This is a genomic window from Arthrobacter sp. BC5 (assembly GCF_056680255.1).
The window spans coordinates 358,933-385,929 of the sequence record NZ_CM155273.1; the positions used below are offsets into that span (position 1 = coordinate 358,933).

Annotated in this window: 25 protein-coding genes; 17 read left to right on the top strand and 8 right to left on the bottom strand. The window is 68.8% G+C overall.

Features of this window, described 5'->3' with window-relative positions:
- Nucleotides 1-44: 44 nt before the first annotated feature.
- Genes AC1MFI_RS01475 through AC1MFI_RS01485 form a run of 3 tightly spaced genes read right to left on the bottom strand, consistent with a single transcriptional unit; the run spans nt 45 to nt 3,164 of the window.
- Nucleotides 45-950 (bottom strand): carbohydrate ABC transporter permease, encoded by a 906-nt coding sequence (locus tag AC1MFI_RS01475; protein WP_479819080.1) that lies wholly within the window; start codon nt 948-950, stop codon nt 45-47.
- Nucleotides 950-1,876, bottom strand: coding sequence for a carbohydrate ABC transporter permease (locus AC1MFI_RS01480; RefSeq protein ID WP_479819082.1), 927 nt, complete (start codon nt 1,874-1,876; stop codon nt 950-952). Before AC1MFI_RS01480 ends, AC1MFI_RS01475 begins: the two co-directional genes overlap by 1 nt.
- A 1-nt stretch (nt 1,877) precedes the next feature.
- Nucleotides 1,878-3,164, bottom strand: a complete 1,287-nt coding sequence (locus tag AC1MFI_RS01485; RefSeq protein WP_479819084.1) for an ABC transporter substrate-binding protein — start codon at nt 3,162-3,164, stop codon at nt 1,878-1,880.
- A 203-nt stretch (nt 3,165-3,367) separates the two neighbouring features.
- On the opposite strand from AC1MFI_RS01485, the gene AC1MFI_RS01490 reads away from it, so the two are divergent.
- The 7 genes from AC1MFI_RS01490 to AC1MFI_RS01520 all read left to right on the top strand — a co-directional run bounded on the left by AC1MFI_RS01490 (nt 3,368) and on the right by AC1MFI_RS01520 (nt 9,779).
- Nucleotides 3,368-4,507, top strand: coding sequence for an ROK family protein (locus AC1MFI_RS01490; protein WP_479819085.1), 1,140 nt, complete (start codon nt 3,368-3,370; stop codon nt 4,505-4,507).
- Nucleotides 4,508-4,558: 51 nt separating this feature from the next.
- Complete coding sequence (locus AC1MFI_RS01495) at nt 4,559-5,224, top strand: SDR family NAD(P)-dependent oxidoreductase (protein ID WP_479819086.1); 666 nt, start codon at nt 4,559-4,561, stop codon at nt 5,222-5,224.
- Between the two features lie 121 nt (nt 5,225-5,345).
- Nucleotides 5,346-6,191 carry an NAD(P)-dependent oxidoreductase gene (locus AC1MFI_RS01500; RefSeq protein ID WP_479819088.1) on the top strand — a complete coding sequence of 282 codons (846 nt, stop codon included), beginning with the start codon at nt 5,346-5,348 and terminating at the stop codon, nt 6,189-6,191.
- Between the two features lie 114 nt (nt 6,192-6,305).
- Nucleotides 6,306-6,755 (top strand): hypothetical protein, encoded by a 450-nt coding sequence (locus AC1MFI_RS01505; RefSeq protein WP_479819090.1) that lies wholly within the window; start codon nt 6,306-6,308, stop codon nt 6,753-6,755.
- 34 nt (nt 6,756-6,789) lie between these two features.
- Complete coding sequence (locus tag AC1MFI_RS01510) at nt 6,790-7,074, top strand: hypothetical protein (RefSeq protein ID WP_479819092.1); 285 nt, start codon at nt 6,790-6,792, stop codon at nt 7,072-7,074.
- Between the two features lie 97 nt (nt 7,075-7,171).
- Nucleotides 7,172-8,425, top strand: a complete 1,254-nt coding sequence (locus AC1MFI_RS01515) for a helix-turn-helix domain-containing protein (RefSeq protein ID WP_479819094.1) — start codon at nt 7,172-7,174, stop codon at nt 8,423-8,425.
- A gap of 208 nt (nt 8,426-8,633) precedes the next feature.
- A complete protein-coding gene (locus AC1MFI_RS01520) occupies nt 8,634-9,779 on the top strand; it encodes a ScyD/ScyE family protein (protein WP_479819096.1) in 1,146 nt (381 codons plus the stop codon).
- A gap of 81 nt (nt 9,780-9,860) precedes the next feature.
- Here AC1MFI_RS01520 and AC1MFI_RS01525 read toward each other — a convergent pair whose 3' ends face one another.
- Both AC1MFI_RS01525 and AC1MFI_RS01530 read right to left on the bottom strand, forming a co-directional pair.
- Entirely contained in the window at nt 9,861-10,271 is a 411-nt protein-coding gene (locus AC1MFI_RS01525; protein WP_479819098.1) for a four-helix bundle copper-binding protein, read from the bottom strand.
- A 39-nt stretch (nt 10,272-10,310) separates the two neighbouring features.
- On the bottom strand, nt 10,311-10,808 hold the full coding sequence (locus AC1MFI_RS01530; RefSeq protein ID WP_479819100.1) for a PGPGW domain-containing protein: 498 nt from the start codon (nt 10,806-10,808) through the stop codon (nt 10,311-10,313).
- A gap of 182 nt (nt 10,809-10,990) precedes the next feature.
- Here AC1MFI_RS01530 and AC1MFI_RS01535 point away from each other — a divergent pair, with 182 nt between their 5' ends.
- The 8 genes from AC1MFI_RS01535 (at nt 10,991) to AC1MFI_RS01570 (ending at nt 21,086) form a co-directional block, all read left to right on the top strand.
- Nucleotides 10,991-11,251: a GlsB/YeaQ/YmgE family stress response membrane protein gene (locus tag AC1MFI_RS01535; RefSeq protein ID WP_400483024.1), complete on the top strand. Its 261-nt coding sequence runs from the start codon at nt 10,991-10,993 to the stop codon at nt 11,249-11,251.
- A 213-nt stretch (nt 11,252-11,464) separates the two neighbouring features.
- Entirely contained in the window at nt 11,465-12,658 is a 1,194-nt protein-coding gene (locus AC1MFI_RS01540) for a LolA family protein (RefSeq protein WP_479819102.1), read from the top strand.
- Complete coding sequence (locus AC1MFI_RS01545) at nt 12,658-13,653, top strand: ABC transporter ATP-binding protein (protein ID WP_479820968.1); 996 nt, start codon at nt 12,658-12,660, stop codon at nt 13,651-13,653. The genes AC1MFI_RS01540 and AC1MFI_RS01545 overlap by 1 nt, the downstream gene beginning before the upstream one ends.
- Nucleotides 13,643-14,506: an ABC transporter permease gene (locus tag AC1MFI_RS01550; RefSeq protein WP_479819104.1), complete on the top strand. Its 864-nt coding sequence runs from the start codon at nt 13,643-13,645 to the stop codon at nt 14,504-14,506. Before AC1MFI_RS01545 ends, AC1MFI_RS01550 begins: the two co-directional genes overlap by 11 nt.
- A gap of 136 nt (nt 14,507-14,642) precedes the next feature.
- A complete protein-coding gene (locus AC1MFI_RS01555; protein ID WP_479819106.1) occupies nt 14,643-15,665 on the top strand; it encodes an extracellular solute-binding protein in 1,023 nt (340 codons plus the stop codon).
- Complete coding sequence (locus AC1MFI_RS01560) at nt 15,662-17,362, top strand: ABC transporter permease (RefSeq protein ID WP_479819107.1); 1,701 nt, start codon at nt 15,662-15,664, stop codon at nt 17,360-17,362. Before AC1MFI_RS01555 ends, AC1MFI_RS01560 begins: the two co-directional genes overlap by 4 nt.
- On the top strand, nt 17,359-18,546 hold the full coding sequence (locus tag AC1MFI_RS01565) for an ABC transporter ATP-binding protein (RefSeq protein ID WP_479819109.1): 1,188 nt from the start codon (nt 17,359-17,361) through the stop codon (nt 18,544-18,546). Before AC1MFI_RS01560 ends, AC1MFI_RS01565 begins: the two co-directional genes overlap by 4 nt.
- Nucleotides 18,543-21,086 (top strand): AMP-binding protein, encoded by a 2,544-nt coding sequence (locus AC1MFI_RS01570; RefSeq protein WP_479819111.1) that lies wholly within the window; start codon nt 18,543-18,545, stop codon nt 21,084-21,086. Before AC1MFI_RS01565 ends, AC1MFI_RS01570 begins: the two co-directional genes overlap by 4 nt.
- Before the next feature lie 114 nt (nt 21,087-21,200).
- Here the strand turns inward: AC1MFI_RS01570 and AC1MFI_RS01575 are convergent, their stop codons facing one another.
- Nucleotides 21,201-21,848 (bottom strand): 3'-5' exonuclease, encoded by a 648-nt coding sequence (locus AC1MFI_RS01575; protein ID WP_479819113.1) that lies wholly within the window; start codon nt 21,846-21,848, stop codon nt 21,201-21,203.
- Between the two features lie 274 nt (nt 21,849-22,122).
- On the opposite strand from AC1MFI_RS01575, the gene AC1MFI_RS01580 reads away from it, so the two are divergent.
- Both AC1MFI_RS01580 and AC1MFI_RS01585 read left to right on the top strand, forming a co-directional pair.
- The gene (locus AC1MFI_RS01580) at nt 22,123-22,950 is read left to right on the top strand and encodes a nuclease-related domain-containing protein (protein ID WP_479819115.1); all 828 of its coding nucleotides are present in this window, start codon (nt 22,123-22,125) and stop codon (nt 22,948-22,950) included.
- Between the two features lie 40 nt (nt 22,951-22,990).
- Nucleotides 22,991-24,232: a hypothetical protein gene (locus AC1MFI_RS01585; RefSeq protein WP_479819117.1), complete on the top strand. Its 1,242-nt coding sequence runs from the start codon at nt 22,991-22,993 to the stop codon at nt 24,230-24,232.
- A gap of 14 nt (nt 24,233-24,246) precedes the next feature.
- On the opposite strand, the gene AC1MFI_RS01590 is transcribed toward AC1MFI_RS01585, so the two are convergent.
- Complete coding sequence (locus tag AC1MFI_RS01590) at nt 24,247-25,656, bottom strand: amidase (RefSeq protein ID WP_479819119.1); 1,410 nt, start codon at nt 25,654-25,656, stop codon at nt 24,247-24,249.
- Nucleotides 25,653-26,888 (bottom strand): amidohydrolase, encoded by a 1,236-nt coding sequence (locus AC1MFI_RS01595; protein ID WP_479819121.1) that lies wholly within the window; start codon nt 26,886-26,888, stop codon nt 25,653-25,655. Before AC1MFI_RS01595 ends, AC1MFI_RS01590 begins: the two co-directional genes overlap by 4 nt.
- Nucleotides 26,889-26,997: the final 109 nt, after the last annotated feature.

Sequence of the window (26,997 nt, forward strand, 5' to 3'; positions counted from 1 at the left end):
TGGAAGTCACGAAGTGGTCCCTTTCGATGGTTGGAGGACTGGCGTTATTTGGAGGATCCGCGCATCACGCCGGAGATGACCCAGCGCTGGGCGAAGAGGTACACGATCAGCAACGGTGCCATCGCCATGAGGTAGGACGCGAATGCGACCGGGTAGTTCGTATTGAATTGCCCCTGGAAGACGAACTGTGCCAGCGGCAGGGTCTGCGCCGACGGATCGGAGAGGATGACCAGCGGCAGCATGAAGTCGTTCCAGGCCCAGAGGCAGGTGAGGATACCGACGGTGGCGTTCATGGGGCCGAGCAGCGGGAAGATGATCCGCCAGAACACGGTCCAGGTGGTGGCGCCGTCGGTGAGGGCTGCTTCCTCGAGTTCGAGCGGTATGGACCGGATGTATGCGACGTACACGAAGATGTTGAACGAGAGCCCGTACACCGTGTAGAGCAGGATCAGTCCGAGATGGTTGTCGAGCCCGGAGATCGCGGTCTGCTTCACTACGGGCAGCATGATGATCGGGAACGGGACGAACAGGGCGGCGATGAAGTAGAAGTACAGCCCCTTGAAGAACCTGCGGTGCAGGTTCCGCGCGATGGCGTAGGCGACCATGGAGTTGGTGACGAGGGTCAGCAGCACGGTGCCCACCGTGACCAGGCCGGTGTTGAGCAGTGCCCGGGGGAAGCTCGTGAGGGTCCACGCCTCGGCGAAGTTCTCCCAGCGGGCCGACGTCGGCAACCCGAAGCCCGTACCCCCGAGCTGGTCCGGGGTCTTCAGTGCCGTCACCACGGTCAGGTAGAGCGGGACCAGCACCGTCAGTGCGCACACGGCCACGAGGGCCGTCAGCCACCAGTTGACGCGTCGCCGGTCCGGGCGGAAGGCGCGGGTCGCGACGCCGTGGTGCGAGGGTTCGTCTGCCAGCACGCGACGCGCTGCGGAGGAGGATGTGGCGGTCATCAGAACGAAGCCTCCCTGCGCTGCAGCACCCGCAGCTGGATGAATGAGATGGCGATGATCACGAAGAGGTAGATCACGGCGTTGGCTGTCTGGTAGCCGTACTCCCCGCCCTGGAACCCTCCCCGGTAGATGAGCAGGGAGATCGACTCGGTGGACGTCCCGGGCCCACCGGCCGTCAGGGACACGATCTGGTCGAACACCTGCAGGAAGTTCTTGAGGCTCAACACCATGTTGATGGTGAAGAACGCCCCGATCAGGGGGAACGTGATCGACGCGAACTGCTTCCACGGCGAGGCTCCGTCGAGGGAGGCAGCCTCGTAGAGTTCGGCCGGAATGGTCTGGAGGCCGGCGAGGTAGATGATGATGTTGAAGGCGGCAGCCTGCCAGACCGACAGGATGACCACACCGACCCATGCCGTGTCGGGGCTGGCGAGGATGCTCGTGGTCAGCGACGTGATGCCCAGGGCCTCGGCGATCGCCGGGACGGAGTTCGAGAACAGGTAGTTGAACACGTAGCCGACGATCAGGATCGACAGGATGTTGGGGATGAAGAAGACGCCCCGGAACCCGGTCTTGAAGCGGATGCGTCCGTTGAGCGCGATGGCGACGGCGAGCGCGACGATGTTGACCGCCACGGTGGAGACGATCGCGAACAGGAAGGTGAATCCGTACGCACCGTAGATGCGGTCGTCGCCGAAGAGGTTGGCGTAGTTCCTCAGTCCCACGAAGGACCATTCGCCGTACCCTGCGTAGTTCGTCAGGCTGAAGAACATGCCGGTGAGGAGGGGCACGGTGTGGAACACCGCGAAGAGGGCGAGGGCTGGGAGCACCATCAGGTAGAAGACCCGTGGCACGCGCCGGTCCTGCCGCAACGCCCGCGGGGGCGGTGTGCCCGGCCGTGCCGGGCTGCTCACTGGAGTGCTCATGTCAGTCCTTCTCGTTCGGGATGGTGCGTGCGGCGATCTTGCTCCACTCGCGGTCCATGGTGGACAGGAAGTCCTCGGGCCGGCCGCCGAGCACCAGCTCCTGCAGGTACTGGGGCAGGGGAAGGCTCGCGGGCAGCTGGTGGTCGATGAAGCCGATGATGCGGTTGTCCTCGAAGTAGGGGGCGAGGCCGGCGAGGGCCGGGTCCGTGGTCTCGGCACCCGTGGTGAGCGGAGAGAACGCACTCTGCTCCTGCGCATAGCGTTCGACGACGTCGGGCGACATCATGAACTCGACGAACCGCCTCGCCTCCTCCGGATGCTCCGTGTCGCGCCCGACCGACACTGCGACATCGACGCCGGACACCACCACGGTCTCCTCGGGGGAGTTGGTGGCCGGGTAGGGGAAGGATCCGATGTTGGCATCGGGATTGGCAGCCCGGATGGCGGGGATGGCGTAGCTGCCCTGCATGTACATGGCCGCCTCACCCGCCCCGAAGGCTGCGTTACCGGCGTTGTAGTCGCGGCTGGCGGCGTCGTCCTGCCCGAAGCCGTACAGGGTGGTGAGTTTCTCCACCGCCTCGGGGTAGTCCTTCGAGAAGGACACATCCCCCGATGCGATGTCCGGTCCCGCGGCGCGCAGACGGTCGTAGAAGCCGTCGGGCTGGAGCGCACCCCCGAGGTTCACGAACGCCGGGCCCATGGTCCAGGCATCCTTGATGGTGGTGTAGAAGGGCGTGACCCCGGCCGCCTCGAAGGTCTCTGCCACCTCCAGCAGCCCGTCCCACGTGGTCGGCACCTCGACGCCGTACTGCGCGAAGAGGTCCCTGTTGTAGAGGATGCCGCTCGCGTTGTTCGAGAACGGCACGGCGTTGACCTCGCCGGTCTCGCACGAGCCGAGATCGGCGATGATGTCGTTGACGGCCGGTCGGACCTGCTCGACGACGGGAAGGTCCGAGAGGTCGGCGAAGACGCAGGCCTTGGCGAGGTCACCGTAGCGGCCGTTGCCGTTGAGCGTCAGGACGTCAGGTGTCTTGTCCTTGACGAGCAGCGTCCGGATGGCGGTGTCGGCGTCCGGCACGTGGTTCTGCACCACGCGGATACCGGGGTTGGCGGCTTCGAACTCGCCGATGATGGAACTGAAGTTCGCCACCGCTTCGGGTTTGAACTGGAAGAAATCGAGCGTCACGACATCGTCCTGGGCTGCGCATCCCGAGAGGGCGAGCGCCAGGACCGATCCTCCGGCGACGCATCGGACGGCTCGCCTCGCGGGGCCGGGGGGAAGCTTCACAGTGGGCTCTCCTTCGTGCGGTGTGATGGCGTGCCAGGATCACTTCGGCGTCGATCCAGGCACTTGTTATTTTTACGGTAGAAATAAGAGCCGTGTCAACCATCACATCCGTTGGCTGTTTTGACCCGAACACCAGTAGGAGTGCACATACGGCCCGCCATTAGCGCTAGTCTGAAAATAAGTCCCCCTGCGAACGGAACATCATGGACGCGGTCACCTCGCTCGCACCCTCCAGCCCTGCCCGGGCGCTCGCGCGCGAGGTCCTGATCCGCGGCCCCATCTCCCGCGCCGACCTCGCGACCCGCCTCGGCCTCTCCGTGGCCAGCCTCACCCGGCTGAGCAAACCCCTCCTCGATGCCGGGGTCCTCCGCGAATCGGACGAGGTGATATCGGCCGCGATCGGACGGCCCGTGCGCCCCCTCGAGGTCAGCCCCGACGCCCACCGGTTCGTGGGCGTCAAACTCACCGGGGAGACAGCCTCGGCGGTAGCCACCAACCTCAAGGCCGACGTCGTCGGCTCGAGCGAGCGCGCGCTGCCGAGCCACGACGTGGAGGATGTTCTCGACGCCGTCGTCGGAGCGGTGTCCGACCTCGGGCCGCTCGATGGATTCAGCGGCATCGGCATCAGTATCGGCGGCAAGGTGGACTCCGATGCCACGGTGCTGCGGGCCCCGTTCCTCGGGTGGCGCGACGTTCCCCTCGCAGCACTCGTGCAGGAACGGACCGGGCTGCCGGCCGCCGTCGAGAACGACGTCGTCGCCCTGACCATCGCGGAGCAGTGGTTCGGTGCGGGGCGCGGAGAGAAGGACTTCGCCGTCCTCACGGTGGGCGCGGGCGTCGGCTACGGACTGGTCATCAACGACGCGGTCATCGCACCTCCCGATGCCGGCCTCGGCCTCGTGGGGCACTATCCTCTGGATCCCTCCGGGCCGCGGTGCAAGGAGGGCCACCGCGGGTGCTCCTCGGCCGTGCTCACCATCCCTGCCATCCGCTCCCAGTTCGCCGCCTCCACGGGCGAGCAGCGCACGTACGACGAGATCCTGGGGCTCGCCGTGGAGGGGCACCCCGTGGCCGGCGCCGTGGTCCAGGCGGCAGGCGAGGCGCTCGGCCTCCTGGTGTCGGCGGTCGCGAACCTGACGATGGTGGAGCTCGTCGTACTGTCCGGTGAGGGCATGGACCTCGCGGACGTCGCGTCCGAGGCCCTGCGGGGGTCGATCGAGTACCACCGCGATCCCGAGGCGGCGCCCATCCGGCTGAGCCGCCAGCCGTCGGACTTCGCCCAGTGGGCCCGCGGCGCTGCCGCCGTGGTCATCCAGCGCACCATCCTCGGGACCCTGCAGTAGGAAAATCGCCGCCGCAGGAATTATGAAGCCGCCTGATGAATTGCACGGAGTATGACAACTCTCGCAATCATCGGAGCAGGACGCGGCCTCGGGGCCGCCGTAGCACGTCGTTTCGGGGCCGAGGGATTCTCCGTGGCCCTCATCTCCCGCAGCCAGGGCAAACTGGACGCCCTCGCCGAGGAACTCGGTGCGGCCGGGGTCCACGCCCGGGGGTTCGCCGCGGACGTCCGCGACCCCGCATCCATCGCGGCTGCGCTCGAGGCCGCGACCGAGGCACTCGGCCCCATCGAGGTGCTGCAGTACAGCCCGCTGCCGCAGAAGGACTTCATGCGGCCGGTCCTCGAGACGACGCCTGCGGACCTCAGGGGCCCGGTCGAGTTCTCCATCTACGGGCCCGTGGCCGCCGTCCACCAGGTCCTGCCCGGCATGCGCTTCCTCGGCGAGAACCGCGGAACCATCCTGTTCGTCAACGGCGGGTCCGCCGTCAAGCCCGGGCGGGGCGTCACGGGAACATCGGTGGCTTTTGCGGGCCAGGCCGCGTATGCCCAGCTGCTGAACGAGGTGCTGGGCGAGGAAGGCATCCACGTGTCGCAGCTCATCATCGGTGGCCGCATCATCGAGGGCGATCCGGAGAAGGACCCCGCTGTCCTCGCCGACGTGCTCTGGGACCTGCACACCACACGGAGTACGTTCCGCCGCCAGATCAGCGCGGACTGACCCTCCGCGTCGGTCACGGCGTCAGCGCCGCCATCGGCAGCAAGGGCTGACCCGTTCGGAGGCACGGGCCTGATCAGCCACGGACAATGGCCTGGGGACACCCATCACCTATGGAGGATTCATGAAGATCGCACTGCTCGGCGTCGGACGCATGGGGCACGAACTCGGCGTGCATCTGCTCGCCGCCGGCCACGACCTCACCGCGTGGAACCGCACGGCGAGCGCTGTGGAACGCCTGGCGGACGCCGGGGCCACGCGGGCCGGTTCCCCGGAGGACGCCGTCCGGGACGCCGACGTCGTGATGACCGTGCTCTTCGGGCCGGACACCGTGCGTGAGGTGGTGCTCTCCGGGCTGGAGATCCCCGCCGAGGCCGTATGGTTCGACGTCACCACGGTGTCACCGGAGGATGCCCGCGAGTTCGCGGACTACGCATCCGCCGCCGGCGTCCGGTACGTCCACGGCCCCGTGATCGGGAGCCTCGCCCCGGCACGGGCGGGCCGGCTCGGCGTCCTGCTCGGAGGCGCACCCGAGGATATCGACGTCGTCGAACCCCTTGCCGCCCTGTGGGGCGACAGCGACCGCCTCCGCCGCGTCGCGACGCCGTCGGACGCGGCGACGGGGAAGCTCCTCGCGAACCTCGCCCTCGGGGTCTCCCTGCAGGGCCTTGTCGAGGCCCTGCGCCTGGGCACGGCGAACGGACTGGACGCCGCAGCGGTGCTCGACCTCCTGGAGGGCACCGGGCTCGGCGTGATCGCCGGGATGAAGGGCCCGGTGATCACCGCGGGCACGTTCGGGGACACCCAGTTCTCCGCCGACCTGCTCGCCAAGGACGCTCGGCTCATGCTGCGCTCCACCCCCGATCCCCTGCCCGCCGTGACGGCCGTCCTGCAGTCCCTCACCGACGCGCAGCGTGCAGGCTCGGGCGACGACGACATCGCCGTGATCGCGAAGCCGGAACTCGGGTAGGCGCGGAGTAGGAGAGGCAGACGCAGGTAGGCGAAGCCGAAACAGGCAGGGCGGGGTTTGGCTAGTCGTCGTCACCATGTGTGAGGGTCGGAGCAGCTGGGTATGTTGTCCAGTATGGCTACCCTCGATACTCCCGGTCCCGACGCAACCCACCAGCGCCCCGAGGGCGTCTCCGACCTCACGGTCGAAGCGCTCGGAAAACTCTCCGAAGCCCTCGAGGTGGTGGAGAACGCGCGCGGCTTCCTGTACAACTTCCACCGCCTCACCGGCACTGCGGACCTCAACCTCTCGGAGGCCGAAGAGCTGTTCCGCAAGGCCGGCCACACAGGGCTCGCCGACAGGCTCGCGAGCGACATCATCGGGCGCAATGTCATCGAGGGACGGTGGACCTTCCAGATCGTGGAGGACTACGACGACCACTACTACTCCGAGTTCAAGTCGTTCGAGAAGGAAGCCCGTGACGCCCTCGTCGAGGGCAAGCGGCACCTCTTCGAAGCGGAGATGAAGGAAGACCGCCGGACCAAGGGCAAGAAGCACCACGAGGCACTGCCTCCCGAGGCCTGAGGCGGCTACCGCCACTGGAGTGGCAGCGTCCCCCTTGGGTGCGATCACTGCCGGACTGACCACCCTCGGCTTCGGCCTGGTTGGCCTCGGTGTCGCAATGCTCGTCCCGGCGGCCATGCAGCCGACAGACGAACTGGCCGGGACCGGGATCACAGCGGTCAGCCGGCTGCTGCGCCTCGGTTTCCTGCTGTCTCCCCCGATCGTGGGAACGGGTGCCGATGCTTCGTCGCTGCACGTGGGCCTGATCGTGGTATCCCTGGCAGGAATCCTCACGCTGCTGGCGTCACCGGTGCTGCCGAGACGGGTCCGTCACCGCTGAGCGGCACGTTCCTCACAACCGTTTTCTATATTGTCCCGGGGATCTGCTAGACATGAGCAGTCACGAATCGAACCCTGTCCGGGGGGAGCGGGTCGGCGTGACGATACATGCGGATGGGGACAACATGCGATTCGGCGAGATGCTGCGACAGGCGCGCATCGCCAAGGGCTTGACCCAGGCCGAACTCGGCGCGGGCTCGCATCCCGCCCACTACATCTCCCTCCTCGAGCGGGGCCAGCGCCAACCGACGCCCGAGATGGTGCAGCACTTCGCGAACCGATTGGGCATGGATGCGCAGACCCTGAACTGGTGGGTCGAGCCGCCGTCGGCCGACGACCAGCCGGCCCTGACCATCGCGATGTTCGTGGCCAACTACGCCCGCGACATGCAGGACGACGCCCTGGCTGCATCGGAGGCCGAATACGCGGCGAGCATCGCCTTTGAGCAGCGGAACGCCCCCGCGTGGTGGGACATGTCGATGCTGCACGCGCAGTCACTGATCGCACTGCGCCGGACGGAGGAGGCCGGGGCCGTCCTGCAGCGGATGGCAAAGTCCCCCCTCATGGTCGTGGCGCCCGAACTGCAGTCCGTGGTGCAGGGCCGGCTCTCCACCATCGCCCGCAATGCGGGTCGCCTGCTCGAGGCCCTCGACCTCGCCCGGCAGGCCGTGGACTCCGCAGCAGGGCTGTCCGACCAGGCACCTGCCCGCCTGCAGGCGGCCTTCATCCTCATCGCTGCACTGTCAGTGAAGGGCGATCTCGACGAAGCCTGGGATGTAGCCACGTCCCTCGACATCACCGAGGATTCACCGTCCGTGCCCTCCCTGCTGATCGCTCGAGGGGCATGGGCCATCGGCAACGTCGCCTTCCGTCGCGGCGAGGTGGAGATCGGTCGTGAGCAGCACGCCCTCGCCGCGCGGCTGCTGCTACCCCAGGCGGATCTCGAAGGATGGGCCGAATTCCATAAGGCAAGCGCCGGCTTCAAGCTGCAGGCCGGCATCGTCGACGACTCCGTCCGGGGATCGATCAGGAACGCCGAGCTGGGGCTCGAACTCGTCGGCACATTGAACCAGCGCATCGAACTCACCCTCGTGCAGGCTCGATGCGCCCTCCTGACGGGAGACCTCCGGAGGGCGAAGGAGTTCCTCGACCTCGTCAGCGGTCAGCGCACCCTCCTCGATTTCGAAGGCATCACCGAACTGGAGGGCTGCCTCGGCCAGTACTACGCGGCGAGGGATTCCTATGAGCAGGCCGCGCACCACCTGACCGAGGCAGCACGGCTCTGCTCGGAAGCCGGCGCGGATGAAAAAGCTCGTGAACTGATGGACCAGGTACGCGCCCTGCCCGCCTGAGCGACACCATCGGCACGTCGCACACCGGTCGCTGCCTCATTCCCCACCCGCCGTGGACACCAGCCGAGGGCCGGTCCTAGCATGGCAGCAGCACGAAGACCCCTGCTGACAACAGGGCCGTGCTCGTAGTACAGCGGCTGTGCCGCTGCTCGGTGCTGGGGCCGGTAACAGCGTCTCTACGATTTCTCGCACCCCAAGGACATGAATCATGAAGGGTACAAGCACGCCCATCGTCGCGGCCGCGCTCGCGGTCGCCCTCGCTTCCACCGCCAGTGCCGCGCTCGCGGCGCCGTCATCCACGTCCACGCAACGCAGCTGGACCGTCACCGCCGAGGAGAACACCGAACTCGCAGCCGGCCTCCTGGTTCCGCTCCGCGTCGGCATCGGCCGTGGAAACACCGCCTACGTCTCCCAGAACTTCGGCGGACTACTCACCAGCGTGGACCGCAACGGCGCAGCCGCCACGCTCCTCGAAGGCGCTGACGGCATCGAAGTCGGAGGCGTCTCCACCAACAAGGGTGCGGTGTACTTCACCGAGAGTGCGGGAGGCCCGCAAGGCGAAGGCCCGCTGGTCGCCAAGGTCAGCGTCCTCGAAGGTGGTACGGTCCGATTGCTCGCCGACCTCGCCGCGCTCGAGACCTCCATCAACTACGACAAGAACAGCTCCTACGGCTTCCAGAACCTGGACCAATCCTGCGCACGCCAGATCGGAGCGGAGCTGGCAGCCATCGCCCTTCCGCACGGCGGGGAGACGTACTCCCACCCGTACGCCACGGCGGTCTCGAACTCCGGCCGGTACGTGTACGTCGCGGACGCCGGGGCCAACGCGGTCTTCACCCTGGACACCCGCCGCAATACGGTCAGCGCGACAGTGCTCGAGCCCGTAGCCACAAAGGTGGACCAAGAGCTCTACGAGTCCCTCGTGGCCCAGGGGATCGATGTCCCCGACTGTGTTATCGGTGCCACGTTCAACGCTGAGCCTGTTCCCACGGACATCGAGTTCGGACCGGACGGCATGCTGTATCTGACATCGCTGCCGGGCACACCGGAGGCGCCGGGCAGCGGCTCCATCCGCCGCCTCGACCCGGCGACCGGCACGGTGGAGGAAGTCGTCACCGGCCTGACGTCGCCCACCGGGCTGGCGCTGGACCGTCGTGGCAACATCTTCGTCGCTGAGCTCTTCGCCGGCAGGATCTCCATCATCCCTGCCGGTACCACGGAGGCGGTTCCCTTCATGGACGCGCCGACCCCGGCCGATGTCGAGATCGACGGCAAGTACCTCTACGCCACCACGGGAGCCCTGGAGTCCAGTGGCACCCTGGTGCGATCGCGCCTGGACTACACCCGGCACTAGGGCGGCGTCGGCGACGCCGTGACCCGGAACAGGGCCACGGCGTCGTCGTGCGTCCGGCGTCGTCGAGGTGTCGGGCGCGTCCTACTCGCTGAGCGCGGCGAGGAGGGCGTCGCACGCCTGCTCGCACCGACGGCAGGCATCGGCGCAGACCCGGCAGTGCTCGTGCATGGACGCATGCTCCGAGCACTCGTCCCCGCACGCCCTGCACGCGGTCCGGGAGGCCTCGAGGACCGTCCGCGACAGGTTGGCGTCGTACCCTGTCTGGCGTGACAGCACCCGCCCCGTCGTGTCGCAGATATCCGCGCAGTCGAGGTTCGTCCGGATGCATTTCCTGAGCTCGGCGACCATATCCTCCGCCAGGCATGCGTCAGCGCATGCGGTGCAGGTCTGGGCGCACGTGAAGCACGCGTCGATGCATTCGGCCAGCGGGTTGCTGTCGAACCCATCGCGATCCTGAGGGTAGGTGTCGAGCATGGAACGGGTGGTGGACATGGTGTGCTCCTTCTGGTGCTACTGGTCGGGACGTGGAGATCAGGGGTTCACCGGCTCCGGGGTGGGGCGGAACCGTCGGATGCTGTAGACGATGAAGGCCGCGGCAAGGAGCCCGGAGACGATCAGCCCGGAGCCCACGCTCCAGCCACCGGGCAGCCACCAGCGGGCGGCGAGCGGCCACCAGGCGGGAGCGGCGGGCTGGACACTCCACGCCACGCCCAGCAGCACCAGGACCAGGGCTCCCGCGAAACTCAGGACGATGTTGCGCTTGCTCTTCACACCCCGGGCTGCCGCCGCGAAGGCCTTCCGCTTCACCGGCTGGAGCCACCGCCGCGCCCACTCGTACTGCTGGGCCAGGACGGCGAGGCCCGCCACGAGGGCCAGCAGCCCGGGCCCGGGCAACACCAGGGCCGCCAGGCCGATGAGCACGAGCAACCATCCGACCACCAGCCCGATGATGCGGCTCGCACCGCGCGGCCGGGTCCGTCCGGCGAAGCGTGCACCGCGGGGGCGCCGGCGTCCATCGGTTCTCAGCATCAGAAATTCCTCAGCAGGCTTCCCATTCCACTATCGTTGAACTGATCGGCGGTGGTGGCAACACCCGATGACGTGCCGGCAGCGCCCTTGCATTAAGGCGACAGGCGCAGCTCCGACGGCGTCAGGACCACCGCGGCCACAAGCTCCCCGCGCACAGCGGGTCAATCAGAAGGAGATCCACCATGATCGGTTTCATCGTCGCAGGGCTCATCATCGGAGCGCTCGCCCGCCTCATCAAGCCCGGCAAGCAGAACCTCGGGCTCCTCGCCACGCTGCTGCTCGGCCTCGTGGGATCGGTCATCGGCGGCGCCATCGCCAGCGTTGTCGGCACCGGCAACATGTGGGAACTGAACATCTTCGGCTTCATCGTGTCCGTCATCGCCGCGGTGCTGCTGATCGGGGTGGCCGAGTCGGTCGCCGGTCGCCGTCGCGTCACACGCTAGGCCCACCAGCACCACGGAAGGGGCGGTTTTTCGGCCGCCCCTTCCGTGTGCCTCGGCGACCGGTGCACCACGACGTTGTTCATCCCACCATCCGTGCCATGGCACGCCTCGGCCCTCCCACTCGTTCACCCGGTACGCGTGCCCCACGACTCCCAGCTTGCAGGTGTAGCGTTGGCGCCAGATGGGGCACAGATTCGTTCGGAAGGCTCAATCATGAACAAGAACTGGCGCTGGCTTCCCGCCGGCATCGTCCCGGTCGTCATCGTCACTGCCGCCGTGAGCGGTTCCGCCGTCGCCGGGGCCCAACCGCAGCTCCCCTCGAAGACCGCGCAGGAACTCCTCGAATTCGTCGCCACGAGCTCCGACGACGCCTACTCCGGCACCGTGGAGCAGTCCTCCGATCTCGGCCTCCCCGACATGGCAGGCATCGCCACTCCCCCGGGCGGCGCGTCCAGCTCCGATCCCACCTCCACCGCCCTCGAACTCCTGACGGCCGATCACACCGCCCAGGTCTTCGTCGACGGGACGGACAAGGCGCGTGTCCAGGTGCTCGACCAGCTGGCCCAGCGCGACGTCGTCGTGAACGGCAGCGACGCCTGGTACTACGACTCCCAGTCCAATGAGGCCACACACGCAACCCTGCCTGACAGGGAGGCGGCGAAGGCGGAGCTCGAGGCGAAGCTGCTGGAGAAGACCGCCGGGTACCCCGAGCTGCAGGACGTGCCCCGCACGCCCGCGGAGCTCGCCGAGGTGTTCCTCGCAGCGATCGACCCCAGCACCGAAGTGACCGTCGACGGCACCAGCCGGGTCGCCGGCCGCAGCGCCTACCAGCTCGTGCTCACGCCTGAGGACGTCGACACCCTGGTCGGTTCCATCGCGGTGAGCGTCGATTCCGAGACGGGGGTCCCCCTGAGCGTGACGGTCGAGGCCAAGGGCCAGGAGGAAGCGGCCTTCGCGGCCGGCTTCAGCTCCGTGGACTTCAGCACCCCCGACGCCGGCATCTTCGAGTTCACCCCGCCTGCAGGGGCCACGGTCACGGAGGTCCCCTCCGCCGAGGTGAAGGCCCACGTCGACGCCGAGGACCGACCCGTCGCCCCCGAGCAGCAGCCCACCGTGATCGGCGAGGGCTGGAGCAGCATCGTCGAGCTGCCCGCAGGCAGCGCCGCGCAGCTCGGACCGGGCGCCGGCCCGGCCGAGGCCGGCATGGGGGAGATCATGGACATCAAGCCCGGGATGGACCCCGAGCAGGTCGCGGGTGCGGAGGCACTCCTCGAGCAGGCACTCACCGAGGTCGACGGCGGCCGCGCACTGCAGACGTCCCTCGTCTCGGTCCTGATCACCGATGACGGCCGCATCCTCGCCGGTGCCGTCGGCATCGACCAGCTCGTCGCCGCATCGCAGCGGTGATCAACGAAGTACCCCCGAGGACCCGCACCGAGCGTGCGGGTCCTCGTCCGGCCGGCGACGGGTTCGCGATCGAGACGCGCGGGCTGACCAAGGTCTTCGGCCGGCAGGAGGCCGTCGACGGCGTGGACCTCGCCGTCCCCCGCGGAACCGTGTTCGGATTCCTCGGTCCCAACGGGTCGGGGAAGACCACCACCATCCGCATGCTCCTCGGCCTCGCCTCGGCCTCCAGCGGCCAGATCCGACTGCTCGACGGCGGGATGCCGAGGGACGCACGCACGGTGCTGCCGCGGGTGGGCGCCCTCGTGGAAGGGCCGGCCATCTACCCGTTCCTCTCCGGACGGGCGAACCTCCAGCGGTTCGACGCCGCCGACCGGCACACGGACCCCGCCACGCGGAATGCCCGGGTCGATGCCGCCCTCGAGCGCGTGGGTCTCGGCCACGCCGCGAAGAAGCGCGCACACGCCTACTCGCTCGGCATGAAACAGCGCCTCGGCATCGCCAACGCCCTGCTCGCCCCACGCGACCTGCTGATCCTCGACGAGCCCACCAACGGTCTCGACCCGCAGGGAACACGCGAGGTCCGACACCTCATCAAGTCCCTGTCCGACGACGGCACCACGGTCTTCGTCTCCAGCCACCTGCTCGCCGAGGTGGAGCAGATGTGCACGATGATCGCGGTCATGAGCGCCGGCCGCCTCGTGGCGCAGGGCACCCTCGACGAGCTCCGCTCCGAAGGAACCTCACGTGTCCGCGTCACCACCCCCGATTCCGCCGAGGCCCACAGCGTGCTCACGGGTCTCGGCCTCACGCCGGAGCTGCACGGGCGCGACGACGTCGTCACCGCCGAGCTCTCGGTACCCGGACTGCGGCCGGAGACCGTCAACGCCGCACTGGTCCGCGCCGATGTGCGCGTGCGCGGGTTCGTGGCCGGCGGCGCTTCCCTCGAGGACCGTTTCGTCGCACTGACCGGAGAGGGGTTCGACGTTGCCGGCTGAATCCGCGGTAGCCCGCCCGCCCCGGACGGGAGCAGGCCTCGGCCTCACACTCGTCCTCTCCGAGATCACCGTCCTCTTCCGGCGGCTCCGCACCTGGGCGATGATCGGTGCGCTGGCGCTGATCCCCATCCTCATCGCCGTCGTCGTGCGGGTCTCGTCCGACGGCTCGGACAGTGGTCGCGGCCCTGCCTTCCTCAACAGCATCACGCAGAACGGTCTGTTCGTCTCGCTGACGGCGCTGACGGTGGCCATTCCCCTGTTCCTGCCGCTGACCATCGGCGTCGTGGCGGGTGACACGATCGCCGGCGAGGCGAACCTCGGCACGCTGCGCTACCTGCTCGTGGCGCCGGCCGGCCGGATCCGCCTGCTGCTCGTGAAGTACGCGGGGGCGGCGCTGTTCTGCTTCGTCGCGACCCTGACCGTCGTCGTCACCGGCGCGATCATCGGCGCACTGCTGTTCCCGGTCGGCCCCGTCACGCTGCTCTCCGGCGACACCGTGGGCATCCCCGGCTACTTCGTGCGATTGCTGCTGCTCGCCCTCTACGTCACCGTCTCGCTCCTGGGCCTCAGCGCCATCGGCCTGTTCATCTCGACGCTCACCACCATCCCCGTCGGCGCCATGGCCGCGACGGCTGCACTGGCCGCCGTCGCGCAGATCCTCGGCGCACTCCCCCAGCTCGAATGGCTGCACCCGTGGCTGTTCACGCATTACTGGTTGGGCTTTGCGGACCTGCTGCGGCAGCCGATCGTCTGGAACTCGTTCACCGACAACGCCCTGCTGCAGCTCGGGTACGTCGCCGTCTTCGGAACCCTGGCGTACGGCCGCTTCAGCACGAAGGACATCCTGAGCTGACATCGGGTCCCGCCGGCCGCGCGGATGACGCCTCATGACCCATCCGAGGGCGAGTTAAGTTAGGCTATCCTTGCTCTTTGCACGTCGACTGCCGCTCGCTCGACGGACGATCCGCCCCTGCTGAGAAGAGATCTGGATGCACCCGCGCCCGCTACTGACCACCTTCGCCGGCCTGACCGCCCTCGCATCGACCCTCACCGGGTGCAGTGCCATCGGCGCGGAGTCCGCCGACCTCCAGATCTACTCGGCGCGCCACTACGACCTCGAGGGCGCCTTCGGGCAGTTCACGGAGGAGACCGGCATCACCGTCGAGTTCATCAGCGGAGATGACGCGGAGCTGCTCGAACGGCTCAAGGCGGAGGGTGAGGACACTCCGGCCGACGTCTTCCTGACCGTCGATGCCGGCAACCTGTGGAACGGAGCACGCCAGGGCGAGCTCGCCTCGATCGACTCCTCCGTGCTCGACGACGCCGTCCCCGAGGATCTCCGCGACGCGGAGGGCCGGTGGTACGGGCTGGCGATGCGCGCCCGGACCGTCACCTACAACCCCGACGCCGTGGACCCCGCCGCCTTCGACCCGGCGGACACCTACGCGGGCCTCACCGACCCGCAGTGGAAGGGCCGGCTCTGCATGCGGGATGCAACCTCCGCCTACACCCAGTCCCTCGTGGCGAGCCTGATCGACCTGCACGGCCGGGACCGCGCGCTCGAGATCGTCAAGGGGTGGGTGGCCAATGACGTGGCCATCATGAGCAACGACATCCTGCTGCTCGAGGCGATCGACGCCGGCACGTGCGACGTCGGCATCAACAACCACTACTACCTCGCTCGCACCCTCGTGGAGAAGCCCGAACTGGACGTCGACCTGTTCTGGGCGAGCCAGGAGGGAGCGGGCACCCACGTGAACATCTCGGGCGCGGGAGTCGTGGAGGGGGCGGACAACCCGGAGGACGCGCAGAAGCTCATCGAATGGCTGGCCACCGACGGGCAGAACGCCTTCGTCGACGCCAACCACGAATACCCGGTCAACCCGGCCGTGCAGCCCGAGCCGGTCATCGCGGGCTTCGGGGAATTCAAGCGCATGCCACTCAACGCCGAGGCCTACGGGACGCTCAACGCCGACGCCGTCGACCTGCTTGCCGAGGCCGGATACCGGTGACGGGACCGGCGGCCCTGGCCGAGGCCCCCGCCCCGGAGCGTCACTACCGGGCGCACGGCGTCGGCCGGCCGGCATGGTCGACGGCGGTCATCGCGGTCGCCGTCGTCGTCGTCACCCCCGTGCTGGCAGTGGTCCTCGACGGAGTCGGAAGCCTGGGAGACACGGCGCCGCCTCGAGGGCTCCCGGGAATGGTGCTCACGACCCTGGCCCTGATGCTGGGCGTGGGCGCGGGGTCGCTCGTGGTCGGAGGAGGACTGGCCTGGCTCGTCACCGCCTACCGGTTCCCGCTGCGCAACCTCCTGGTCTGGCTGCTGGTCCTGCCCCTCGCGATGCCCGCCTACGTCCTCGGGTTCGTCTTCCTCTCCGTCTTCGACGTCGCAGGCCCGGTGCAGTCGCTCCTGCGGGCCGTCTTCGGCACGGACGTCTGGGTACCCGAGGTCCGCTCCCTGCCCATGGCGATCCTGGTGATGACGCTCTCCCTGTATCCCTACGTCTACCTGCTCGCGCGCTCGGCGCTCATCGAGCAGTCCCCCGCGACCTACGACGCCGCGCGCACCCTCGGGGCGAGCCGGGGCCGGGCCCTGAGACGGGTCCTGCTGCCGCTGGCCCGGCCCTCGCTGGCCGCCGGGCTGGCCCTGGTGATGATGGAGACCCTCACGGATTTCGCCACGGTGCAGTACTTCAACGTCCAGACCGTCTCGGTGGGCGTGTACCTCGTGTGGAAGGGCACATTCGACTTCCGTGCCGCCACGCAGCTCGCGGTGCTGGTCCTGCTCTTCGCGGTCGCGGTGCTGGCCGCCGAACGCGCACTGCGGGGCCGGGCCCGCTACCACCAGCACGGCAGCCGTGGCCAGGGCCTGGTGCCCGAGCGGCTGCAGGGGATGCGCGGGTGGGCCGCCACCGCCATCTGCCTGGCGGCCCTGGCAGCCGGCTTCCTCATCCCGGTGGTACGGCTGCTCCTCTGGGCGGTCGGCCAGGCCGTCGCCGATGCCTCCTTCCTGGCGGACCCGAGGTTCGCCCAGTACCTGGGCAACAGCCTGGTCGTCGCGGCGATCACCGCCACCGCCTGCGTCATCCTGTCCCTGACCGTCGGGCATGCGGTGCGCATGGGCGGCGGCCGCATCATCTCCTCGGCGGCGCAGCTGACGACCTTCGGGTACGCGGTCCCCGGCGCCGTGGTGGGGATCGGGGTCCTCCTGTCCTTCGCGGCAGCCGACTCCGCCCTGGAGTGGGCCGGGGTACCGGGCGGCACGGGGCTGATCGTGACGGGCTCGGTGATCGGCATCCTCTACGCCTATGTGATCCGCTTCCTCGCCCCGGCCTACCAGTCCGTCAGCGCCAGCCTCGAGAAGATCTCGCCGACCGTCACGTCCTCGGCCCTCAGCCTCGGCGCCGCGCCGCGGCGTATCCTCGCCCGCGTGCACCTGCCCCTCGCCCGGCCGGGTGTCGCCGTGGCCCTCATGCTCGTGGTGATCGACGCCGTGAAGGAGCTGCCGATCGTGCTGCTGCTGCGGCCCTTCGGCTTCACCACGGCGTCCGTCTGGGTGTACGAGCTCGCGCGCGAGAACTTCTGGGAAAAGGCCTCCCTCCCTGCGCTGGTCATCGTGGCGGTCGCCATCATCCCGGTCTTCGTGCTCGTCCGGTCCACGCGCCGGCACGAGGTACGAGGCACCGTCCCAGGAAAGGTACGGCAGTGACATCACCCACCGCGAGCGCCGAGGCCGGACCCGGCCCGGAGGCACCACCGGCGCTCGGACTCGAGGGCGTCACCAAGCACTACGGCCCCACCCGTGGCGTGGAGGCCCTGACGCTCTCCGTCACCGCCGGCGAACTGGTCACACTCATAGGACCCTCGGGCTGCGGGAAGTCCACGACGCTGCGGCTCGTGGCGGGCCTCGAGCGGCCGGACGCCGGCAGGATCACCGTGGCCGGCGGTGCCGTCGCGGATGCGGGGCTCTTCGTGAATCCGGAGCGGCGCCGGGTCGGACTCGTGTTCCAGGACCACGCCCTGTTCCCGCACCTGACGGTGGGCCGGAACATCGAGTTCGGCCTCGACCGGCTGCCCCGGGGCGAGCGCCGGGCGCGCGTCGGGGACCTCCTGGACCTCGTCCGGCTGGGTCACCTGGCGAACCGGTATCCGCACGAGCTCTCGGGCGGCGAGCAGCAGAGGGTGGCCCTGGCCCGCGCCCTGGCGCCGCGACCCGCCGTCGTCCTCCTCGACGAACCGTTCTCCAGCCTCGACGAGTCACTGCGGGCCCAGGTGCGCCGGGACACCGTCGCCACGCTGCAGGAGACCGGCACCACGGGCGTGCTGGTCACCCATGACCAGACCGAAGCCCTGTCGGTGGGCGCCCGCGTGGTGGTCATGAACAACGGCGTCATCGAGCAGGCGGACGTGCCCGAGAAGGTCTTCGAGCAGCCGGCCACCCGGTTCGTCGCCTCGTTCATGGGTGACGCGGACTTCCTCCCCGCGCACGTGCACCGGGCCCTGCTCACGTGCGAGATCGGCATCGTGTCCACCGTGCCGGGCTGGGCGGACAGCGACGTCGACGTCGACGTCGTGCTGCGTCCGCACGAGGTCGCCCTCCGTGCCGCGGCGGACGCGACGGCCAGGGTCTCGTCCGTCGAGTACCACGGCGCGTTCGTCCTGCATCATGTCCGGCTCGCCTCCGGGCGGACCGTACGGTCATGGCAGCCCCACGACGTGCGCTATCCCGTCGGCACCACCGTGGCCGTGTCGGTGGCAGCGGGCATCTCGCCCACTCTGCTCGTGGGCAACCACGCCGTGACCTCCCCGCCCAGCAACAGCATCAGGCTCGGTCCGAATCCTGCGGGAACGGGCCGGCACCACCAGACCGTCTCCTCCGAGGTACCGCGATGACCCTTGAATCCGATCTGTCAGGCCCGTCCGGACTGTCCAGCCCGTCCGAGGGCACCTTCACGGACCTCTCCCGCCACGGCGAGCGCCCCGCCGTCCTCACCGCTGACGGCGTGCTGTCGTACCGGCAGCTCGCGGGCATGGTCGACGACGTCGTGTCCCGTCTCGGCCCGGAGCGCCGGCTCGTGCTGCTCGCCGCACGGAACGACGTCGAGTCGATCGTCGCCTACCTCGCGGCCCTGACGGCCGGCCATCCCCTCCTGGTGGTGCCGGCGGACAAGCCGGCCGCGCTGGACACCCTCGTCGAAGCCTACGAGCCCGACGTCGTGCTCCGGACCGGCGCCGGATCGCTCGATCTCGAGGAGCGCTGGCCCGGCACCCGCCATGACCTGCATCCCGACCTGGCGCTGCTGCTCAGTACCTCCGGCTCCACCGGCTCACCGAAACTGGTACGGCTGTCCCGTACGAACCTCGAGGAGAACGCGAGGTCGATCGCCGACTACCTGGGCATCGGCGTCGACGACCGCGCCGCCACGACCCTGCCGCTCTCCTACTGTTACGGGCTCTCCGTCGTGAACAGCCACCTCGCCCGCGGGGCCGGGCTCGTGCTCACGGACCTGTCCGTCGTCGATCCCTGTTTCTGGGAGGTGTTCCGCGACCGCCGTGCCACCTCCTTCGCCGCGGTGCCCTACACCTTCGACCTGCTCGAGCGCGTCGGCTTCGCGGAGATGGACCTGCCGAGCCTGCGGTACGTCACGCAGGCCGGGGGGCGCCTCGCACCCGAGAAGGTCCGCTCCTGGGCGGAGGTCGGCCAGCGCCGCGGCTGGGATCTCTTCGTCATGTACGGGGCCACGGAGGCCACCGCCCGCATGGCCTACCTCCCGCCGGACCTGGCAGCGCAGCATCCTGCGACCATCGGCATCCCGGTGCCGGGTGGCTCCTTCCGGCTCGAGCCGGTCGAGGGACTGGAGCACGGCGAGCTGGTCTACTCCGGGCCGAACGTGATGCTGGGCTACGCCGAGGGCCCGGAGGACCTCGCGCTGGGCCGCGAGGTGCACGAGCTACGGACCGGGGACCTCGCCCGCCGGCACGCCAACGGCCTGTACGAGGTGATGGGCCGGCGGAGTCGTTTCGTGAAGATCACCGGACTGCGGGTGGACCTCGGGCAGGTCGAACGGATCCTTGCCGGGATGGGCGCCGTCGCTGCTGCGGCCGGCTCCGACGACGGGCTCGTGATCGCCGTCGAGGGCGATCACGACACGGGCCTGCTGGCCAAGGTCCTCGCCGCCGATCTCGGGCTTCCCCGGGCGTCGATCGAGGTGCATGCCGCGGACAGCCTGCCCCGCCTGGCCACGGGCAAGATCGATTACCCGGCTGTCCGCGGGCTGGCCGCGCCCAAGGCCCCTGCCGGGCGTCCCGAGCGGGAGGGGCCGGACGACGTCGCGCGCATCTTCGCCGAGTGCCTGGACCGCGCCGATGTGCAGGCGACGGATACCTTCGTCTCGCTCGACGGCGATTCCCTCTCCTACGTGGCGCTCTCCGTCCGGCTGGAGGCGGCTCTGGGCCGGCTGCCCGAGGACTGGCACCTGCGAACCGTGGGCGAACTGTCCGTTCCCCGCAAGCCACGGGGCCGGCGGCTCGTCTCCTTCCTGGAGCCGTCGATCGTGCTGCGGGCCGTGGCGACCGTCTGCATCGTGGCCGCCCACGTCGAACTCTTCACGTTCCACACCGCGCATCTCCTCTTCGTCGTCGCCGGCTTCAACTTCGCGCGGTTCCAGCTCGCCGGGGACCGGCGCGCCCGGCTCCGGCGGCAGATGCGGAGCCTGGGGCGGGTGATCGTCCCATCGGTCGCGTTCATCGCCGTCGCCTACGTCCTCACCGACAACTACAGCGTGGCGAACATCTTCCTGCTCAACGGGATGATCGGGCCCAAGGAAGTCACCAGTGAGTGGCACTTCTGGTTCGTGGAGATGCTCGTCTACGTGCTCGTCGCCGTGACCGCCCTGTTGGCCGTCCCCTGGGTGGACCGCCTCGAGCGCCGCGCCCCGTTCGTCTTCGCCCTGGGCCTCGTGGCCGTCGCCCTGCTCAGCCGGTACGACATCGTCGACCCGGGGCTGCCGAAGCCCCTGCCCGTGTTCTGGCTCTTCGCCCTCGGGTGGGCGGTGGGCCGGGCCCACGGCACGTACCAGCGGTGGGCCGTGTCCGCCCTCGCCGCGCTGACCGTGCCGGGGTTCTTCGACCACCCCCTCCGCGAGGCGACCATCATCGCCGGCCTCCTGCTGATCACGTGGGTGCCGGCTCTCCCGGTGCCCTCGGCCCTGCGCCGGGTGACGGGCTGGCTCGCCGCCGCGTCGCTGTACATCTACCTCACGCACTGGCTGGTCTACCCGGTACTGCTTCCCCTCGGCCAGGTCGCGGCGGTCGTCGGGTGCCTTCCCGTAGGTGTCGCCTACTGGGCGTTCTGCCGGTGGCTGCCCGGCGCGGTCGCGGGATGGACGCGCGAACACCGTGGAGCGGGCGCGCGCGAACCGATCGACGCCTGACCCCTACCGGTTCCGCCTCACCTACATCGCCGGGCTCACAAAGCCGGAATCACGCTAAACGTCCGTACAGGGCTGGGTCTAGTCGAAGGCGGGTGTCGGCCGTGCCGTGAGCCGTCAACCCCAGGTCCTGCTCGATGGTCTATCAGCCCGACGCTTCTCCCGTGGCACCTCGGTCGGGGTCCTGGCGTAGCGGTGGGAACCGCTCGACGACGTCGTCTTCCTCGCCGGCCAGAGCAGGTCCAGCGAGTGAAGTGCATGCTTGTGAGCGATCGCAACGACGGCGGCCGCGCAGATCTCGGCATCACTGCCGGCATCGTGGTGTCTGAACGCGCCGAGCCCCAGGGCTTTTGCGACATCCGGCAGCCTGTTCTGCTCGAGGTGGAGCAGGCGACGGGCGAGGTCGACGGAGCAGGAGAAGGAGTTCTCGGGCACTGCCAGGCCTGACTCCGCGCACGCACCGCGCAGCACCGAGCGGTCGAAGGACGCGTTGTGGGCGACGAACCGATCGCCCCCGGCACATACCAGGATGCGCTGCAGGCTCTCGACCCATCCCGGAGCGGTGCGGACATCACCCGGTCGGATGCCGTGGACCGCGATGTTCATCGGAGCGAACTCGCTGACGGACGGAGGGGGCTTGATCAGCCACGATGCGCTCTCGACGACGACCCCGTTCCTCACCTTCGCCAGGCCTACTGCACAGACCGAGCCACGCTTGCTGTTCGCCGTCTCGAAGTCGATCGCGGTGAAGTCGAGACCCTGCACTGTTCCCCCTGAAGCTGTCGCCGCCTATCCGCGGCCCTGGACAGCCTACCTGCCCCTTCACCCCGCCCGCCGCTGTCCGTCGCGTTGCCCGCTTCCTGGCCGTCCCGCGGTCTTCCTCGTGGTGCGGAAATGCTGAGGCAATCCTGCTGCCAATCGGCGCGGTGACCGGCCCGGTCGCTGCAGGTCGGGCGATAGATTCGTCCTACCCCGGGCGAGGCTCAGCTCGCCCGGGCCTCATGCCCAGGGGGGCTCGCATGGATTCGGGAATCAGAACGTGAGCGCGGCCGCCCCGCTCGACGACGACGCGGCGTACGTGGAGCCCGAGACGCTCGGCCTGCTGAAGCGGCGTGTACCCGGCCAGTCCGTGATGGAGGAACTGCTCGACGTCCACGGTTCGGGCGACGCTCGCGGGCGGCTGGCACGGGTGTTCGGGGTACGCCCGCTGAGTCCTGACAGCCTGCCCTGGTACTGGGGTGCCCTCGGCGAACGCACCGTCGGCCGCACCCTCGCATCCCTCGGTCCGGGGTGGACGGTCCTCCACGCCGTTCCGGTCGGCGAGAAGTCCTCCGACATCGACCACATGGTCATCGGCCCGACCGGCATCTTCTCGATCAACACCAAGCGCCATCCGGGCCAGAACATCTGGACCGCGAAGGGCACCTTTCTGGTCGCCGGTACGCGCTACCCCTATGTGCGGAACTCGGAGCATGAGGCTGCGCGGGCAGGGAAGCTCCTTTCGGCCGCTGTCCTGAGTTCGGTCACCGTCTCGGCGGCAATCGTCGTCGTCGGCGCCCGGCAGGTGACCGTCAAGGAGAAGCACCGGTCCGTCGCGGTGGTCACCGAGGGGCGGCTCCTGCGCTGGATCACTCGACGGCCGGTCGTGTACACCGAGCAGCAGGTCGCCCTCCTGTCGGCGGCCGCTGCGCAACCGTCGACGTGGCGGCGCACTCCGCCCGTACTGCGCGACCCGTTCGACGTCGTCGGTCCCTTCGAGGCGCTGCACCGACTGGTGGAGCAGGCACGACGACGGCGCATCGGTTGGCTCCTCGCGGTGCCCGCGACGTTCCTCGCGTCGGCCGCGAGTGTTCTCCCGCCCTTCTGACCAGCAGGAGCCAGCTCCTTTCCGCACAGGAAGATCACCCGTGCTTCACTTTCCTTCGAAGAACAGCGCCGCGCATACGGCGGACCCCCGTGAGGTGAACCGCCTGCACCAACTGCTGGGCGATCACGTCTGGGCTTTCAGCAATTGTCGGGTTGACGCGCCGGGGCTGCCGGTCGCCGAGGTGGATTGGCTCTTCTACAACGCGATCAAAGGCACCTTCATGCTCAGCGAATGGAAGGGATTTCCAGCGACTGTCGCGTGGGTGAGGGACGCCGGGGAAGCGTGGACGCTGGCGAACGGTTCCGTTGTCCCTAATCCGGTCGAGCAGGTGGGCAGGCAGCTCGACGCCGTCCGCTGCGTGCTTCGACAGAGCATCTGCAGCGATCATTTCCCGTCCGCCGACCCGCACTCGATCAACCTGTATCCGAGTGTCTATTCCCCACAGATCAGCGAGGCCACGCGCCGGGAGCGGTTGCGGTACGGCAAGGTGCACAAATCCCTGGAGGAGGTCGCCCTCATGGTCGAGCGCAGGGCCGTCACGGTGCCCCTGACCGCTGCCGGCGGCACTGAGCAGGTCGCTCTCGCCGAGGCGCTGGCCGAGCTCTTCCGGTGCTCGATCAGCCAGACGGTACGCAGGAAGATCGCGCCGCCAGCTCCCGTCGCACACGGTCCGCAAAGTCCGCAGAATCCGCAGAATCCGCAGGTCAGGATCGCTGCCATCCACCGCGAGCTTGCTGCCCTCCATCTCGAACTCGCCGCTCTCGTCGACCAGGGGCCGGCATTGGCAGGGATACCTGTCGTACAGGTGCCCGAGCTTGTCGTCGGGCCTCCAGCTGCCGTGCCGGTGATTCCTCCCTCGCTTCCGATTGCTGCACCGGTAGCTACAGCCAAGCGGCCGGTAACAGCACCAGCGGCTGCACCCGTCACGCAGAAAGCAGCATCACCTGTCGCCGCACCAGCGAAGAAGGCCTCACCGGCCAGTGGACATCTGCAGCGGCACGTCGTGAAGCACGTCCCTTCGTCGTCTGCAGGACCCGAGCATGTGCGGGCGGCCTTCCTCGCTGCACTGCAGGACGGACAGTTGCGCAGAAGTGGTGTCCATGTCGGACAGTTCGGTGCCCTCGTGGGGCAGCGTCTCGAGAAGGACAGGAACCTTGCAAGCCTTGCGCTGGGCAGTCTCGGGAAATGGTGCCTGGCACAGGCGACCGCAGCAGGGATAGCAGCTGTAAAGGATGCTGCTGATCCTTCTGTTGTGAGGGTGAAGGCACCGGCCGGCACATAGCCTCGGTGGTGCCCCTAAAGCTCCGGCGCCCGCTTCGCCCACCCGGTCGCCTGCTCGAACGCGTACGCCACCTGCAGCAGTTCGACGTCGCTCCCGTGCGGCATCGCCAGCTGCAGCCCCACCGGCAGGCCGTCGTCGCTGAAGCCTGCCGGCACCGACACCGCCGGCAGGCCGGTCGCCGAGATCAGGGTGGCCGAGCGCATCCAGTCGAGGTACGTCTCGAACTCGACGCCGTTGACCGACGTCGGATACCGCTCGGACGCGTCGAACGGCAGCACCTGCGCTGTCGGGCTCGCGAAGACGTCGTACTTCCCGAAGTAGCGCCGCACGCTGGTGTCGAGCCGGGTCCGGGCGAGGGCGGCATCGATCATGTCCTGTGCCGTCAGTTGGAGTCCCTGCTCCACGTTCCAGCGGATCTCCGGCTTGACCACGTCGCCGTGCTTCCTGACGAGCTCCCCGAGGCCGAGCATGAAGTCGAACGCGCGCGTCGTGCCGAACACCTGGTCCGCGCCCCGCAGGTCGGGCGCTGCTTCCTCCACGATGGCTCCGAGGTCGGTGAACACCTGCAACTGGCTCTCGAGGACCCGCAGCACCTCACGGTCGACCGGCACGCCCAGGCCGAAGTCGGATGACCAGCCGATCCGCAGCCCGGTCAGGTCGCGCTGCGGCGAGGACCCGAATGACCCCGAGACGGGGTAGGGGTAGGGAACCGCGGGGTCGGGCCCGGCGATCGCCGTCATCCCCAGGGCGATGTCCTCGACGGCGCGCGCCATCAGGCCATTGCGGTTCAGCCACGCCCAAGCGTTGCGGGTGGGCAGGGACGGCACGACGCCGATCGATGGCCGGTACCCGACGATGTTGCAGAACGACGCCGGGTTGCGGAGCGATCCTCCCATGTCGCTGCCGTCGCCCAGCGGCTGGATCCGGGCCGCGATCGACGCCGCCACTCCCCCGCTGCTGCCACCGGCACTCAGCGAGGTGTCGTAGGGATTGACCGTCGTGCCGAACAGCTCGTTGAAGGTGTGCGCGCCGGCGGCGAACTCCGGCACGTTCGTCTTGCCCGTCGTGACCACGCCGGCCTTCTTGAGTCGGCCGATGATCAGGTCGTCGAACGTCGGCACGAAGCCCTTGAGCACCGGCGAGCCCTGCGTGGTGCGCAGCCCCCTGGTGTTGTGCGTGTCCTTGTGCGTCATCGGCAGGCCGTGCAGCGGCGGAAGGTCGGCACCGGTCATGGTCAGCTCGTCGGCCGCGTCCGCGAGCGCGGCTGCGCCCTGACGGTCCTCCGTGATGACGGCGTTGATCGTGCCATTGACGGCGTCGATGCGATCGAAGTGTGCTTCGAGCGCTTCACGCGCTGACACTTCACGACGGCGGATGGCTCCGGTCAGTTCGACGGCTGACAGTTCGTGGAGCGCACTGCTCACGCGGCGTTCCCCACCTTCGCGAGCAGTGCTGCCATGGCCGCGCGGACGCCGGTGGTGAGCGTCGGCTCGATCGCCGGCGCGAAGTACGGCGAGTGGTTGCCCGGAACCGGGCCGTCGCCGTCGAGCAGTTCCTGCGGGTGTCCGCCGAAGAACCAGTAGACGCTCGGCACCCCGATGGTCTCGGCCAGGAGGCCGAAGTCCTCGCTGCCCATCACCGGCGGGGCCTCGACGACGGCGTCCTCGCCCAGCACCTCGCCGAGGACGGCCATGAGGTCCTCCGTGGACGCCGGGTCGTTGTAGCACTGCGGGAAGCTCGTGATCTCCTCGATGGTCGGCTCCGGCGCACCCGACGCCGCGGCCTCCGCACTGATGATGCGGCGCAGCGCATCGAGCACTCGCTCGCGCACATCGACGTCGAACGTCCGCACGTTGAGGGTGAACTCCGCGGACGCCGGGATGATGTTCTCCTTCAGTCCGCCGTGGAAGGTACCGATCGTGACGACCGCGGACTTCATGGGGTGCACTTCGCGCGAGACGACCGTCTGGATCCGGACCACCATGTGCGCGCCGAGCACGATCGGATCGATCGACTGCTCCGGCTGCGAGCCGTGCGCCTGCTTGCCGTGCACCGTGACCTTCCAGGAGTCGGCCATCGCCATGGCGGTGCCCTTGCTGATGTTCACGGTGCCGGCGAGTCCCGGCCAGACGTGCTGCCCGTAGATGATCGACGGCTTCGGAGCCTTGTCCCACAGACCGTCCTCCACCATCGCCTCCGCGCCCTCGCCGGTCTCCTCGCCGGGCTGGAAGATGAACACGACGGTGCCGGACCACGCCTCCCGGCTCTCCACCAGCAACTGGGATGCGGTGAGGCCCACCGTCATGTGGGTGTCGTGGCCGCAGCCGTGCATCACGGGGACGCCGGTCCCGTCGGCGAGGGTGCCCGACGTCGTGCTCGCGTACTCCAGCCCGGTGTCCTCGGCGATGGGCAGGCCGTCCGTGTCGGCGCGGTAGCCGACCACCGGGCCGTCACCATTGCGTAGGATCCCGACGACGCCGGTTCCGCCGCACAGAAACGTCTCCAGCCCGAGGTGGGTCAGCTTCTCGAGGATGAACGCCGCGGTGTGGGTCTCCTGCATCGAGAGTTCCGGGTGGGCGTGCAGGTGCCGGTAGAGCTCGTGCATGGCGGTGGTATCGGCGTCGGAGAGATCGAAGACAGCGGTATCGATGGTCATGGTGTCCTTTCGGAGGGTGGCTGACGGAGCACTGGAATGACGGTAGCGCGACTCGTGCCCCGCCTGCTGGCTTTCGAACAACACGTACCAATGCGGATCAGGGGTAGGT

What these genes read in the sequence shown, in the direction of transcription:
- AC1MFI_RS01495 (WP_479819086.1), top strand. Translation starts at nt 4,559, where the DNA reads ATGACAACTCTCGCAATCATCGGAGCAGGACGCGGCCTCGGGGCCGCC.
- AC1MFI_RS01480 (WP_479819082.1), bottom strand. Translation starts at nt 1,876, where the DNA reads ATGAGCACTCCAGTGAGCAGCCCGGCACGGCCGGGCACACCGCCCCCG.
- AC1MFI_RS01475 (WP_479819080.1), bottom strand. Translation starts at nt 950, where the DNA reads ATGACCGCCACATCCTCCTCCGCAGCGCGTCGCGTGCTGGCAGACGAA.
- AC1MFI_RS01530 (WP_479819100.1), bottom strand. Translation starts at nt 10,808, where the DNA reads ATGCTGAGAACCGATGGACGCCGGCGCCCCCGCGGTGCACGCTTCGCC.
- AC1MFI_RS01520 (WP_479819096.1), top strand. Translation starts at nt 8,634, where the DNA reads ATGAAGGGTACAAGCACGCCCATCGTCGCGGCCGCGCTCGCGGTCGCC.
- AC1MFI_RS01525 (WP_479819098.1), bottom strand. Translation starts at nt 10,271, where the DNA reads ATGTCCACCACCCGTTCCATGCTCGACACCTACCCTCAGGATCGCGAT.
- AC1MFI_RS01595 (WP_479819121.1), bottom strand. Translation starts at nt 26,888, where the DNA reads ATGACCATCGATACCGCTGTCTTCGATCTCTCCGACGCCGATACCACC.
- AC1MFI_RS01555 (WP_479819106.1), top strand. Translation starts at nt 14,643, where the DNA reads ATGCACCCGCGCCCGCTACTGACCACCTTCGCCGGCCTGACCGCCCTC.
- AC1MFI_RS01570 (WP_479819111.1), top strand. Translation starts at nt 18,543, where the DNA reads ATGACCCTTGAATCCGATCTGTCAGGCCCGTCCGGACTGTCCAGCCCG.
- AC1MFI_RS01505 (WP_479819090.1), top strand. Translation starts at nt 6,306, where the DNA reads ATGGCTACCCTCGATACTCCCGGTCCCGACGCAACCCACCAGCGCCCC.
- AC1MFI_RS01500 (WP_479819088.1), top strand. Translation starts at nt 5,346, where the DNA reads ATGAAGATCGCACTGCTCGGCGTCGGACGCATGGGGCACGAACTCGGC.
- AC1MFI_RS01535 (WP_400483024.1), top strand. Translation starts at nt 10,991, where the DNA reads ATGATCGGTTTCATCGTCGCAGGGCTCATCATCGGAGCGCTCGCCCGC.
- AC1MFI_RS01540 (WP_479819102.1), top strand. Translation starts at nt 11,465, where the DNA reads ATGAACAAGAACTGGCGCTGGCTTCCCGCCGGCATCGTCCCGGTCGTC.
- AC1MFI_RS01490 (WP_479819085.1), top strand. Translation starts at nt 3,368, where the DNA reads ATGGACGCGGTCACCTCGCTCGCACCCTCCAGCCCTGCCCGGGCGCTC.